The organism is Prosthecobacter sp., from assembly GCF_044227185.1.
In the GTDB taxonomy this organism is placed as follows: Bacteria; Verrucomicrobiota; Verrucomicrobiia; order Verrucomicrobiales; family Verrucomicrobiaceae; genus Prosthecobacter.
On the sequence record NZ_JBGAFO010000008.1, the window covers coordinates 1 to 13095 of the forward strand.

Genomic DNA, 13095 nt, shown 5'->3' on the forward strand with positions numbered 1-13095 from the left:
GTGAACCTGCCGCTGTTGGCGAGGGTGACAAACTTCAATCGCTGTTCCGGTGTGGGGGTGGTGTTCCATGGCATAGACCACCCGCAAAGTGTAACCTATGTCCCCGGTCAATCTGTTACCTATGTTCCCGGTTCATACCAGCCTCTGTATCAAACGCTTCAAGATGCCGGAATGCCGCTCCCAATGCCATGGACCGACACGACCACCGATGATGACGATTATGCGCTGGCCACTGTCGGGCAGGCCAAATTCGTATTCAGTTTCAACGTGCCAGATTTTTACAGTAACGGAGCCTGGCTCGACAGCGATGGCGACGGATTCATGGATGCAATCGAAATCGCCATGGGGAGTAATCCTTTTCTGGCCAGCAGCCTCCCCTTTACTGTGGCCGCTAGCGGATCCACCAGTGGCACAGTGGCGACCAACAATACCACTTTTTATAACACGCCGCTGCTGACAGGGCAGTCCAAGGGGTTGACCCGCTCTAGGGATGGCTACCGCGGCCTTCAAACGACCACAAATCGTTATAAAACAAGGACTTGGAGTTGGAACTTGTATCGTGATCCGCCTGATGGTAATCGGGTAGGCAGCCGTATGTGGACTTACGATCCAGTCAGCTCCTTCTATGACACAGGCAATGGCGATGACACATCCGTTCTTTACGATTTTCTAGGACTCTACTCAGGAGATTGGAAAATTCAGTCGGACGCGGTTCGTAAATGTGACAATTCGCGAGTCATCGTGGATCAGGAGCATTTTCCTGAAAGCCAGGTCTCTTACCTCACTGAAACGCTTTCAGGGATCTACGAAATGGCCGATTTGGTTGCTGGAGTAAACGCTGATATTCCAGCATTCAGCAACAGCTTCGCCGCATGGCCCTGGAATGGAGGAGCTTCCATGGCGAGCTTTTCCAAACTGTCAAGCGATGACGGGGTGCAGACTTCGGACTCTTATGGAGTCACAAAATGCCAGTACAAGTGGACGATCCAGGCTGGCGATCCCCGCAAAGTTGTCTGGGTGGAGTCTTTTGTTCCCTCCGGCGCTCAGCAACCGACCAAAGTCACTCCGATGTCCTGGAATCCTGCTTCAGGGGGGGGGGGCCACCGTGCTGGAAAGTCCGGTGTACACTATCGATCCCCTGGTATCGCCGTATCAGACTAATGGCAATGGTAGTTATTTTTTGAACCGCATCAATGCCGACCTGGATGTTTACGGCATGGTGGACGGAGCTCAGAGATACGATCTGGATGATGCGTATGAAGATGCTGTGAATGCCTTCGTGCCGGTCAACAAGGACGATGACGATGACGATGGCAAGGCGGACAAAGATCAGAGCGGCGCCAGTCCACGCACACCCAACGGCAAGTGGAACAATGGACAGTGGCAAGGGCCGAACCTGAGTGATAACGCCACAGATACCGACCTTCTTCCGATATTGGTGCGCGGCGGCTCCGTTCTGGGCGGCACCAGCGTGAAATATCACCTCGACATCCCGAGCCAAATCCGCGTCTGGCGCAATCCTAACCGCACGGATGAAGTGACCGCAACCTCTGACATCGACGCTGACAGAAACGTCCCTCTTTTTGTGGAAGGGGTCACCGCAGGCACCTGTGTTCTCAAGATGGGCGTGTATAACGGTAATACCCTCGTGGCTGCTGAAGTGGACAGTGTCAAAATCACTGTCTTTGACTGGAACGGGCCGTGCAATGTGCCTGGCTATTCCATCCACCAGTACACCGCCACAGGTGTGCCCGCCACGGCCAAGTGGCTCCCCCCCTCAAAGTAGTAGCGGCGGCATTCACCAGCACAGGAACTCGACGGATGTGGACGTCCACTGGGCGGCAGGGCCGGTCGTCGGACAGGCGCGCCTTTATGTCAGCCCGGAATATACCTGGCCGCTGGAGGTGAATGTGGTCGAAGTAAAGCTTGACCTATCAACCAATAACTTAATAATATTACACCGTGAAAACGGACCCAAGCAATCATTTCCTCCTGATGATAGAGACCTTATTGTGTCGGCGATTCCTAGACCTGCAATGGAGGGAACTATTACAGTGCACCATGTGACAGGCCCCAATGTGAACGGGGTGTCACGCGGCGAAGACCACATTAAGATTGGCTTCATTCAAACCGGTCGAGGAACAAAAATCAGTGGAACATATGACGCAGCTCCTAATACATCTGCCGAGACGCTTACTTCAGATCTACAAGACGGAACTTTTCACATAGATATTATAGATGAATCGGATCTTCCATGGTATAACTCAAAAAGCATCAACCTAACAAGTTTTGTTTCCGTCGGCAAGGGCGGGCTAACCGCTCCACAGCTTTTCGAAATGAATGATACACCAAGTGGCAAGGGTACACTGAAGCGGATTTCAAAAGAATTCCATATTTCATCAATAAAACTAGTCTATGACTTTAATGTCTATCTCGCCGTTCAAACCACGGATACCGAAAATGATGCGAACCTAGTGTACACACAGCGTGCCTCTTCGCAGTGGGGTTTTGACGGGTCTGGATCATTTACACCGAGTCTTACATGGACGCTAACTGGCAAAGGCCTTTATGGTAAGGATAAAACCAACCCAGCACAAACTGCGTTTTCCGAAGTAACAAGCGGGACTCACATTATTGAAGCAACGCAAAAAAAGAGTTTCAATGTTCTTTTAAACTCTCAAACATGGAAATAAATGTTTTATTTTAAATATAAAAATTGTATGGCTTGTGCACTTCTTTGGATTATGGGTTGCACATTTGTGACGGCTGAGGATGAACTTCAAGCAGAAAAGGTCTTCATTGTTATTGGAAAGGTAGAACAGGTTACAGAGATAAATGAGGCGAATAAACAATCCATTATCGCTTACAAAGACTGGTCTGGACTAACTCCGCCTGCATTTGAGGCAAAGTGCATTGTACAAGAGATATTAAAAGGGCCTTTAAATCTAAATGGCATGCACGCGTATGGCATGACACGTGACCAAAACATGATAGGCAACCTGGGAGTGATATTTCCAACTTTGAAAGCAGGTGAAATTGGCATATTTCCTGTTTATGCAGACAAGGACCACTTACGTTTTATGCCTCATGTGGGTTATCCAGTTGGCGTGGGAAAGCTGCCTTCAGTACTTGGTCGCGATCCAAATTTCGAGTCACTTCGCACGTTCCTCGTTCAGCGCCGGGATCAGCCTGAGCAGGTGGAGGAAAAGAAACAAGTTCTGGAGCTTCTTCGCGATCAGCCTCTCACTGTTGACTCACGCAGGGAGACAGCCGCTACTGCCACGATTAACCCGCATGGTGGTGTCTCAAGATGGTGGGGTGTGTTAGAAGCCCTAGCTCTCATCTTCGCACTCGCATGCGGTGCATGGGCATTGCGACGAAAAATATAGCCTCTCGTGACTTTTCATGGTGGCCGTATGTTGTAAAGGGTGTCGATGAAGCGAGAGCCGAGCCTCAATGATCGTTGCAGCCTGCTGCCGGGGCTAGACAGCTATCGAGCAGTTTTGTCAAGAATTTGCACCCTAACCCCATTTCCCCATGAAATTTGTTTGTTCTTTTTCCGTGGGCTTAGCGCAAGACAGGCACCGGCCTGGAGACATTACACTCAGTGATAAAACTGTTTTCACTAATGTTGTGAAAAGTGGGCCGGGAGCAGTTTTGGCAAACCCTTTGGTTTGCAACGTGAAGTGCCATTGGACGGATGACCAACTGTCTCACGTGTTTAACATTTTATCGTGCAAAACAGGAATGAAGCCTGTGGCGAATGGCCACTTTGTTTTAGCGAACCGCAGCGACTATTACAACGTTCAGGTTGAACGCATTCCTGATGCTCGGGACTTGGACACCGCCCCATGGCTCTATCTTATACCTCCGAAGCTGCCACTGGCAAAGTTTGCAGCTGTAGAACCAGATGACAGCTACGTAGTTAAAAAAGTCACAAGCAAAAAAAAGCTGGCCTTCGGCTGCACCGACCAGGTTGGGTGGATGATGCTTTTCTCAGCAGGACTTAAGGACAAGTTTTTAGGCAGCGGGCTTTATGGACTGGATTTTAAGCAGGTGAAACTGGAAAATGGTGATTCCACAGATTTGTGGCAAATTACCAGCCAGATGCGTATGCCTCCCCTAGCAATGAAACTGACAGATGGTCAGGGAGGACTTTTCGTTGGAGATGAAACCAAAGCCTGCTGTGTGGATGAAGGATCTTATTTCCCTATGGTTCTGAAGTACCGCCAGCAAGATATGGCCAAGGTTCCGAATGTGGATGTTCTGATGTCGGCTGAACGCCTGGGCGGCGCGCACAACGCACACCGGATGCACATCGTCTCCCAGCGATTTCGCCAAATAGCTGATAAACTCGCGCCTGGGCAGTTCAGCTACGGTCTTGTTGCGCTTGGTGAAGGCGAGGAATTGAAGAAACGTTTTACCATTCCCGAACTGACCCCTCCACAAGATGGCAATTGATGCATTTTAAGAATCCAAGGAAAACAGGGGCAGCATGCGGTGGCTGCGGTTGCCAGCATGGTGCTAGCGCACGAAGAAACAGCGCCGACGCAGCGTCTCTTTGCGTTCGCGCGTGGCTTTGCTGGGGGTTTGGACGCTACACTGATGAGCCCGGCCACAGCAACCGTGCGAGAATGTGTGCGTCACCTATCCTCAGCAGCGGTCATCGTTGCTTTAAGCCTCTGGATTCTTTCGCCGTATGGGAAACTCATGAGCCCTGCCTGCCTGAGGTGGGAGCCCGAAGCTCGTTGCGGCGCAACGGGGCAACTTTGCAGCTTTAGCTGAAGAGGCTGGTGATGGGCTGGCCTTTGTCGGTGACGGTGAAGGGGCGCTTGGTGCTGGAGTAGAGGACGAGATCCAGGGGGAGGCCGAGGGCGTAGGCGATGGTGGCGTTGAAGTCGGGGACGCTGACTTTGTTTTCGGTGACTTCGATGCCTTTGTCGGTCTTGCCATAAACCTGGCCGCCTTTGATGCCGCCGCCCCAGAGGACGGAGCTGAAGGCTTTCGGATAGTGGTCGCGGCCTTCGTTCTGATTGATCTTGGGGGTGCGGCCGAATTCGGAGGTTAGGACGACGAGGGTGTCATCGAGCAGGCCGCGGCGCTCGAGGTCGGTCAGGAGAGTGCCGAGGGCTTTGTCGAGATCTCCGCAACGCTCGGGGAGACGGGCGGCGATGTCCTGATGCATGTCCCAGCCGCCGAGATTCACCTCCACAAAGCGGACGCCGTGCTCGATGAGACGGCGGGCGAGGAGGCAGCCCTGAGCGAAGTTTCCAGAGCCGTATTCGGCGTGGGTTTCAGCGGATTCCTTGTTGAGGTTGAAGGCGTCGAGGTCTTCGCTCTTCATGACCTTGATGGCGTCTTTGTAAACGTCGGCGTAGGCTTTGACGTTTTTGTAGTTGTAGGCCTGCTGGAAGCCCTGGTCGAGCTTGGCGGAGAGGCCGAGGCGGTAGTCGAAATCGCTTTCGGCGAGAGCGGCGGGGCGGTGGCTGTTTTGCAGGCCTCTGGCGGGATCGTTCAGAATGAGGGGTTGGAAGGCGGCCTCGAAGAATCCGCCGCCGGGGTGCTTGCTGTCACTGGTGATGATGACGGAGCCGGGAAGATCGGAGTTCCCCTTCCCCTGGAACTTCTGCATCCACGGGCCAAGGGTGGGATGGCGGGTGGCGCCACGCATGGTGTAGCTGGTGTGCTGGAAGTAGTTTCCCTGCGCATGCGCGCCCTGGGTGGAGGAGAGCGAATTGATGATGGCGCCGCGATGCATCATCCTGGCGGTGTGGGGGAGGAGCTCGCCGATCTGAACGCCGTCTGCGCTGGTGGCGATGGTCTTGGTGCCGCCCATGGTGTCCGCGCCGGGAACGCAGCCAAAGGTGTCGAGGTGGGTCATGCCGCCGGACATGTAGAGGTAGATGACGCGCTTCGCGGTGGCGGCCTGTTTGGCCTTGCTGGAGCCTTCAAAGGCTGCGAAGCCCCGCGGGGCGAGGGCGCTCATGACGGAGACACCGAGGCAGGTCTTGGCGATGTTTTTGGCAAACTCGCGGCGGGTGACGTCGTCACAGGAGTGGAGGAGCGTTTTCATGAGGATGCGGCGTGAATGAGGATATTATTGGACGAAGAGGAACTGGGAGCCGGTGATGAGGGCGTGGGTGACGTCATCGACGGCTTTGTCTCCGCGCTCCTGAATGACGGTATTGAGGACGGCCTGCTCATTGGCGGTGGGCGCGCGGCTCAGCAGAGCGTGATAGAGGGTGTCGATCTTCTGCGCGGGCGTGGAGGCCTGGGCGATGGCCTGGTTCAATTTGGAGGCGGGGTTGTTGAGGACATCGGCGGCGGGGCCATTGAGGAGGGTGAGGGCCTGGGGGACGGAGGCGTCGTCGCTGGCGTTCTGGATGAGCTCGCGGTCGCTCTGGCCGAAGGTGCGGAGAAAGGTGCCGGGGCGTGCGGGACTGGGCTGCTCGGAGGCGCGGGAGGTGAGGCCCATGCCGTCTCTGCGGCTGTTGCTGCGCTGGTAGGCCTTCATGAATTCCTTGCGCTGCTCCTTGGTCATGGACTCCAGGGACTTGCGGTCGATCTCCGGAGCCTTTTCTTTTTCGGGCTTTTCCGGGCGGTAGCCTGCGCGGAGGTCGTTTGCACGATCTTTGCCGAGCAAGGCAACGAGGATGTCTTTCTCGGATGCTTTGCGCAGGGTGGCGGCCTCTTTGGCGAGGGCCTTGGCCTCAGCGGTGGTGTCGATGCCTTTGGCTTTGTCTGCAGCGAGCTTTGCCTTCATCTCGTCGATCCGCTTCTGGTTGGCGTCGAGCTTGGCACGGCCTTCCTTGGCGATCTGCACGAGGCCTTCGGCGCCTTTGGATTTGACGGTGCCGAGGAAGGTGGAGAGATCATCGAGATACTGGTGGAGGCGGGCGTTGTCGTCCTCGATGGTGTCGTCGATGTTGCCTTTGGAGAGGGTGACGAAGGAATCCCAGATCTGCTCGGCGCTCATGCGGCGGAGGATGGGGCCGGTGAAGTGGTAGGTCTCGCCAAGGGGGACTTCATTGGTGGAGGCGGCGCGCTGGTAGGTGTCTGTGTTGTAAAGGACGCGGAGGAAGGACTTGAGGGAGTACTGCTTTTCCACCATGAGCTGGCCGAGGTAGTCCATGAGGGCGGGATTGCTGGCGACGGTGCTGTCAGTGATTTCATCGACGGGCTCGATGAGGCCGACGCCGAAGGCTTTCTTCCACATGCGGTTGGCAATGACCGTGGTGAAGCGGGGATTTTCCGGGCTGGTCATCCAGTCTGCGAAGGCCTGCAGGCTGGTGACGCCGGGCTGGGCGGTGGCATCGTGGCCGAACATGGTCTTGGGCTCGACTTTCTGGCCGGGCTTTGCATCGGGGTATTTGTAGTCCGCGGGGAGGCTGGGGAGCTTGTTATCCGCCCAGTTGGCGCTGGTGTAGCGGAGGGGCTTCATGACGTCCTGCATGGCGCGTTTGACCTGGGCGAGGTCTTCCTTGCTGATCTTCTCCTCCTGGGCTTTTCGTTCCGCCTGATATTTGGCACGGTAGGCCTTCTTTTGCTCGCTGGTCATGCCCTGGAGGGTTTTTTTGTCGAGCTCATAGCTGCTGCGCACGTTGAGATCGAAACCGCGGCTCTTGGTGTCCATGCCGTAGGTGAAGGCGGCCATGTGGTAGTAGTCCATCTGGGACCACTTGTCGAAGGGGTGATTGTGGCATTGGGCGCAGACGATGCTGGTGCCGAGGAAGACCTGGACGGTGTAGGCGAGGTGGTCGAGCTTGTTTTCGTCCCGCTGCCAGAAGCCGATGCTGCCGCTGTCCCAGACGCCGCCATCGGTGGTGAGGAGGTTTTTGACGAACTTGTCGTAGGGGGTGTTGGCCTTGAGCTGCTGCTTGAGCCATTCCTCGTAGGCTTCGGCAGTGATGCGGCCCTTCACATTGTCGGTGAGGCGGAGGACATCGGCCCAGTAGTTGAACATGTGGCTGGTGTAGCCGTCGGAGGCGAGAAGGGTGTCGATGAGCCTGGCACGCTTTTCGGGATTCTTGGAGCTGATGTAGGCCTGGGCTTCCTCCAGGGTGGGGATGCGTCCGGCGATGTCGAGATAGAGACGGCGCACGAGGACTTCATCGCTGGCGGGAGGATTGGGCTTGAGGCCGGCTTTCTGCCAGTCCTGGGCGAGGAGCTGGTCGATCTTCTGGCTTTCAGGCAGGGAGGCTGCGTGCAGCGTGACCGTGGCAAACGAGCACACGAAAAGAAGGCGGAGGGCTTTCATAAGTAAGGGGCGGAGGGGGCTTCCAGGCGCGAAAACGCAGGCTTTACGCCTATCTTAATGAAAAATGCATTATTTGTGGCGGTGGGCGGGGCCGAAGAGGGGAAAGATTTTATACAATGATCTGGCGGCTGAGCCGTTGTTTCGGGTAATCTCTCGCCTCCCCCTACCCAATACTCAGCGTAATCCCTGATCATGTCCTGCCGCCCCCTGATCGCCTGCTCAGCCCTGACCCTGACTCTTACCCTGTCCAGCCTGCTGGCAGCACCGACCAAACCAGAACCTAAACCCGAGCCCAAGCCTGCGCCCGCGAAGCCTGAGCCGAAGCCGGAACCCAAACCCGAACCGAAGCCGGAGCCTGCCAAGCCGGCCCCGAAACCTGAGCCCGCGAAGCCTGAACCGGCCAAACCAGAGCCGGCTAAACCCGAGCCCACCAAGCCGGAGCCTGCCAAACCGGCGCCCGCGCCGCCCCCCCCTGCCCCCTCCAACCCACCGCCGACGCAGCCGGCGGCCCCGGCTCCGGCGCAGCAGGCCGCGCAGCCGCAGCAGCAGCCCCAGCAACAAACGGTGACGATGACGCGGAGCGAGGACAACAAGCCGAAGCGGAAGACGGTGGCGGAATTTACGAAGGGCTTCAAACGCATCGACGGACTCTTCCGCATCTATCTGGACGATGAGCGCGGGAATCCGTGGCTGTTTGTGGCGAAGAACCAGGTGGGGCCGGAGTTCATCTATTTCAACCACAGTGTGGATGGGCCGGTGGCGTCCGGGCACAATCGCGGGCGGTATGGGGACTCGACGGTGTTCAAGATTCGCAAGATCTTTGACCGCATCGAGCTCATCGAGCAGAACACGAAGCTGTATTTCGATCCGCAGAACGCGATTTCCAGGGCGCACACGGCGAACACGAGCAGCGCGATTTTGAACAGCGAGATCATCATGGCGGAGGACAACGAGGGGTATCTGATCTCGTGCACGAACCTGTTTCTGCGGGAGAATCTGACGCCGGTGAAGTTCAGCAACATCGGCGGGGACCGGGCGGTGCTGGGGAGGCTCTCCGAGCCAAAGTCGAAGATCCTGCGCATCAACGGCTACCCGAAAAACACGGCGATCACGTCCGAATATGTGTTTGAAAATCCGACGCCCGCGTGGGAGACGCAGGCGGATGTGGCGAATGCGCGCTACATCACGGTGCAGGTGCAGCACACGCTGATCGCGATGCCGGACAGCGACTACAAGCCGCGCGCGGATGATCCGCGCATCGGCTACTTCACGCATCAGATCACGGACATGACGAGCCCGGACGTGGCGCCGTACCGGGATGTGATTCACCGCTGGCGGCTGGTGAAGCAAAAGCCGGGCACGGCGATGAGCGAGCCGGTGCAGCCGATCGTTTTCTGGATCGAGAACACGACGCCGGTGGAGTTCCGGGACACGATCCGGACGGCGGTGCTGAAGTGGAACGAGGCGTTTGAGACGGCGGGGTTCAAGGACGCGGTGGTGGTGAAGCTGCAGCCGGATGATGCGAAGTGGGACGCGGATGACATCGAGCACAATGTGCTGCGGTGGACGAGCAGCGTGAGCCCGCCCTTTGGCGGCTACGGGCCGAGCTTTGCGAATCCGCGCACGGGTGAAATCTTGGGAGCGGACATCATGCTGGAGTACAGCTTCATCACGAAGCGGCTGCTGACGCGGAAGCTGTTCGCGGACCTGGGTGCTTCGGCTGAGACTGAAGGGGCGCGGAAGGCCTTTGACCCGAACCTGTGCGAGGCGATGAACTCGGCGCGCAACGGGCTGATGTTTGGCCAGACGATGCTGCGGCTGCAGAAGAGCGACCGGGTGGAGATGGACCGGCTGATCAAGGAGTCGCTGTACTACCTGTGCCTGCACGAGGTGGGGCACACGCTGGGGCTGAACCACAACTTCCGCGCGAGCACGCTGCACAGCCTGAAGGACATCCACAATGCGGAGCTGACGGAGAAGACGGGGCTGACGGGCTCGGTGATGGACTATCCGCCGGTGAACATCGCGCCGAAGGGTGTGAAGCAGGGGCAGTACTTCACCACGAAGCCGGGGCCATATGACCACTGGGTGATCAACTACGGCTACAGCGAGGCGCTGGAAGACCCGATCGAGGAGGCGAAGCGGCTGGAGGTGATCGGGGCGCGGTCGCATGAGCCGGGGCTGGCGTTTGCGAATGACGCGGATGACATGCGCGCGCCGGGCAAGGCGATCGACCCGCGGGCGATGATCTATGACTTGAGCGGTGACGCGATTGCGTATGGCGAGCAGCGCTGCGAGACGGTGCGCGGTGAGCTGGCGAACATTTTGAAGGATGTGTCTGATCCGGGCAAGAGCTGGCAGGAGGTGGCGCAGGCGTTTGCCGCGCTGACGAAGGAGTCGAGCAGCTCGCTGAATGCGATCTCCCGCTATGTGGGCGGAGTGTATGTGGAGCGTGCGGTGCAGGGCCAGGCGGCTGGGACGGTGCCCTTCAAGCCGGTGGAGGCTGACAAACAGCGGCAGGCGCTGGCGGTGCTGGCGAAGCATGCCTTTGCGCCAGACGCGCTGGCGGCACCGGCGGAGCTGTATGCGCACCTGCAACTGCAGCGCCGCGGCTTTGACCACCACCAGGAGAGCGAGGACCCGAAGCTGCATGAGCGGGTGTTCAGCATCCAGCGCGGACTGCTGGACCACCTGCTGCATCCGCACACGCTGCAGCGCATCGAGGACAGCAGCCTGTATGGGAACCAGGTGCCGCTGGATGAGGTGATGGGCTCGCTGACCACGGCGATCTTCACGGGGGATGATCCCGCGAAGCCGGTGAGCATCGCGCGGCAGAACCTGCAGCTGGATTATGTGAACCGCCTGCTGAACATCGCCCACAACGGCGGGTATTATCATGCGGTGCAGAGCGTGGCGCTGCTGCAGCTTGAGCGGATCAAGGGGATGACGTTTGCGAATTCGCCGGCGCACCAGCTTGCGATCAAGTATCGGATCCGGCGCGGACTGGATGAGAAGTGAGCGAGGGAGAGAATGACGAATGGTGAGGCGGCGGCTCTGATGTTTCCGGGGCGTTCGGGATAGGACGAATAGGTTCGATGGGGCTTATTTGACGGATGGAGGGGCCGCGGCCCGCGCTCCATTCGTCATTCGTCATTCGTCATTCGTCATTCGTCATTCGTCATTCAAGACATGTGCATGAATGAGCGTACTGTGAGATATGAAGTCTCTTACCCTTCTCCTCTGCCTATTCGCCACCGTTTCGCAGGCTGCGTCTGCGGAGGGGTGGGTCCTGTGGTCTCCGCGGGAGGAGGCGAAGCCGGAGGCGGAGGTGAGCGAGAGGGGCGGGCGCGAGGGCAAGGGGGCGCTGGTGCTGGAGACTGGGGCGGGAGAGCAGTGGATCGGGTGCTGGACGCAGACGGTCCAGGTGGAGGGTGGGAAGCATTACGAGTTCAGCGCGTGGAAGAAGGCCAGCGCGATGCCGAATGTGCGGCGGAGCGTGTATGCGCGCGTTTTGTGGCAGGATGAAAATGGGAAGCCGGTGAGCTGGGAGGAACCGGCGAAGCAAGGGTATGCCAAGGGCAACGTGCCGCGCGCGGAGCCGGAGTATCCGCAGGTGCCGGATGGCGAGGCGAACCAGTGGGTACACTGCCAGAGCACGCTGCGCGCGCCGGTGAAGGCGAAGCAGGCAAAGATCGAACTGTATCTGCAATGGGCGGCGAATGCGCGGGTGGAGTGGAGCGATGTGGCGCTGACGGCGGTGGCGCCCCCTGCCCCGCGCAAGGTGCGGCTGGCGACGATTCATCTGCAGCCGAAGGAGGGGAAGAATCCGGCCGACAAGCCGCCGCAGTATGCGCCGCTGATCGCGGCGGCGGCGCAGCAGAAGGCGGACCTGGTGGTGCTGGGTGAGACGCTGACGTATTACGGCACGGGAAAGACGATGGCGGAATGCGCCGAGACGGTGCCGGGGCCGAGCACGGAGTATTTTGGCAGGCTGGCAAAGGAGCACGGCCTTTATATTGTGGCCGGGCTGGTGGAGCGGGAGGGCAAGGTGCTGTACAACACGGCGGCGCTGCTGGGGCCGGATGGGACGCTGGTGGGCAAGTACCGGAAGGTGACGCTGCCACGCGGTGAGATCGAGGCGGGCATCACGCCGGGGCATGACTACCCGGTGTTTGACACGCGCTTTGGGAAGGTAGGGATGATGGTGTGCTATGACGGATTTTTTCCGGAGGTGGCGCGGGCGCTGACGATCAAGGGAGCGGAGGTGATCGCGTGGCCGGTGTGGGGGTGCAATCCGATGCTCGCCGCCGCGCGGGCGTGCGAGAACCATGTGTACCTTGTGAGCAGCACCTACACGGACGCCACCAAGAATCAGTGGATGATCTCAGGCATCTTTGATCACTATGGCGATGTGCTCGCACAGGCTGCGGTGTGGGGGAGCGTGGCGATCGCGGAGGTGGATCTGAATGCGCCGACGCACTGGAACAGCCTGGGGGATTTTAAGGCGCAGATTCAGAGCCATCGGCCTCCAGCTTTGAAGGAGTGATGCGAAGAGGTGTGCGGTGCAGGTGTTTGAGGTGAAACAGCGCTTTGGCTGCGCACAGCGGTTGTTGGCGCTGTTTGGAGGGGGAACGATGGGGCTTTTGGGAGCGCGGGTCGACGGGCAGGAGTGCCCATCGTACTTCATGAAGGAGTGAAGCGTCTCAGGCGCGCGAACTTTAGTCCGCAGCAGGTCGTCGGCGCAGGGCGTGTGATGTTGATGATGGAACGACCGAAATGCATGGGCAGGTGTACGCGAGCCGAGGCGCGGTGAATAGCGGAGCGGCAGTTGTTTGCGG

General features: G+C 58.3%; 8 protein-coding genes and 1 pseudogene. 7 read left to right on the top strand and 2 right to left on the bottom strand.

All coding sequences use genetic code 11. From position 1 onward, the window contains the following. The 5 genes and pseudogenes from ACILSQ_RS18705 to ACILSQ_RS18725 all read left to right on the top strand — a co-directional run. Nucleotides 1-1161, top strand: a pseudogene (locus tag ACILSQ_RS18705) (thrombospondin type 3 repeat-containing protein); the annotation flags it as partial. Between the two features lie 19 nt (nucleotides 1162-1180). Beyond that, on the top strand, nucleotides 1181-1786 hold the full coding sequence (locus ACILSQ_RS18710) for a hypothetical protein (RefSeq protein ID WP_395745173.1): 606 nt from the start codon (nucleotides 1181-1183) through the stop codon (nucleotides 1784-1786). Nucleotides 1787-1823: 37 nt separating this feature from the next. Beyond that, nucleotides 1824-2693 carry a hypothetical protein gene (locus tag ACILSQ_RS18715; protein WP_395745174.1) on the top strand — a complete coding sequence of 290 codons (870 nt, stop codon included), beginning with the start codon at nucleotides 1824-1826 and terminating at the stop codon, nucleotides 2691-2693. Further along, nucleotides 2694-3389 carry a hypothetical protein gene (locus ACILSQ_RS18720; protein WP_395745175.1) on the top strand — a complete coding sequence of 232 codons (696 nt, stop codon included), beginning with the start codon at nucleotides 2694-2696 and terminating at the stop codon, nucleotides 3387-3389. It abuts the gene before it with no gap. Between the two features lie 148 nt (nucleotides 3390-3537). Beyond that, a complete protein-coding gene (locus ACILSQ_RS18725) occupies nucleotides 3538-4461 on the top strand; it encodes a hypothetical protein (RefSeq protein WP_395745176.1) in 924 nt (307 codons plus the stop codon). A gap of 316 nt (nucleotides 4462-4777) precedes the next feature. On the opposite strand, the gene ACILSQ_RS18730 is transcribed toward ACILSQ_RS18725, so the two are convergent. Both ACILSQ_RS18730 and ACILSQ_RS18735 read right to left on the bottom strand, forming a co-directional pair. Next, nucleotides 4778-6073: a DUF1501 domain-containing protein gene (locus ACILSQ_RS18730; RefSeq protein WP_395745177.1), complete on the bottom strand. Its 1296-nt coding sequence runs from the start codon at nucleotides 6071-6073 to the stop codon at nucleotides 4778-4780. A 24-nt stretch (nucleotides 6074-6097) separates the two neighbouring features. Further along, a complete protein-coding gene (locus ACILSQ_RS18735; RefSeq protein WP_395745178.1) occupies nucleotides 6098-8257 on the bottom strand; it encodes a DUF1549 domain-containing protein in 2160 nt (719 codons plus the stop codon). A gap of 192 nt (nucleotides 8258-8449) precedes the next feature. Here ACILSQ_RS18735 and ACILSQ_RS18740 point away from each other — a divergent pair, with 192 nt between their 5' ends. Both ACILSQ_RS18740 and ACILSQ_RS18745 read left to right on the top strand, forming a co-directional pair. Continuing rightward, nucleotides 8450-11275, top strand: coding sequence for a zinc-dependent metalloprotease (locus ACILSQ_RS18740; protein ID WP_395745179.1), 2826 nt, complete (start codon nucleotides 8450-8452; stop codon nucleotides 11273-11275). Nucleotides 11276-11474: 199 nt separating this feature from the next. Then, nucleotides 11475-12803, top strand: a complete 1329-nt coding sequence (locus ACILSQ_RS18745; protein ID WP_395745180.1) for a carbon-nitrogen hydrolase family protein — start codon at nucleotides 11475-11477, stop codon at nucleotides 12801-12803. Nucleotides 12804-13095 lie beyond the last annotated feature (292 nt).

What these genes read in the sequence shown, in the direction of transcription:
- ACILSQ_RS18720 (WP_395745175.1), top strand. Translation starts at nt 2,694, where the DNA reads ATGTTTTATTTTAAATATAAAAATTGTATGGCTTGTGCACTTCTTTGG.
- ACILSQ_RS18725 (WP_395745176.1), top strand. Translation starts at nt 3,538, where the DNA reads ATGAAATTTGTTTGTTCTTTTTCCGTGGGCTTAGCGCAAGACAGGCAC.
- ACILSQ_RS18730 (WP_395745177.1), bottom strand. Translation starts at nt 6,073, where the DNA reads ATGAAAACGCTCCTCCACTCCTGTGACGACGTCACCCGCCGCGAGTTT.
- ACILSQ_RS18735 (WP_395745178.1), bottom strand. Translation starts at nt 8,257, where the DNA reads ATGAAAGCCCTCCGCCTTCTTTTCGTGTGCTCGTTTGCCACGGTCACG.
- ACILSQ_RS18740 (WP_395745179.1), top strand. Translation starts at nt 8,450, where the DNA reads ATGTCCTGCCGCCCCCTGATCGCCTGCTCAGCCCTGACCCTGACTCTT.
- ACILSQ_RS18745 (WP_395745180.1), top strand. Translation starts at nt 11,475, where the DNA reads ATGAAGTCTCTTACCCTTCTCCTCTGCCTATTCGCCACCGTTTCGCAG.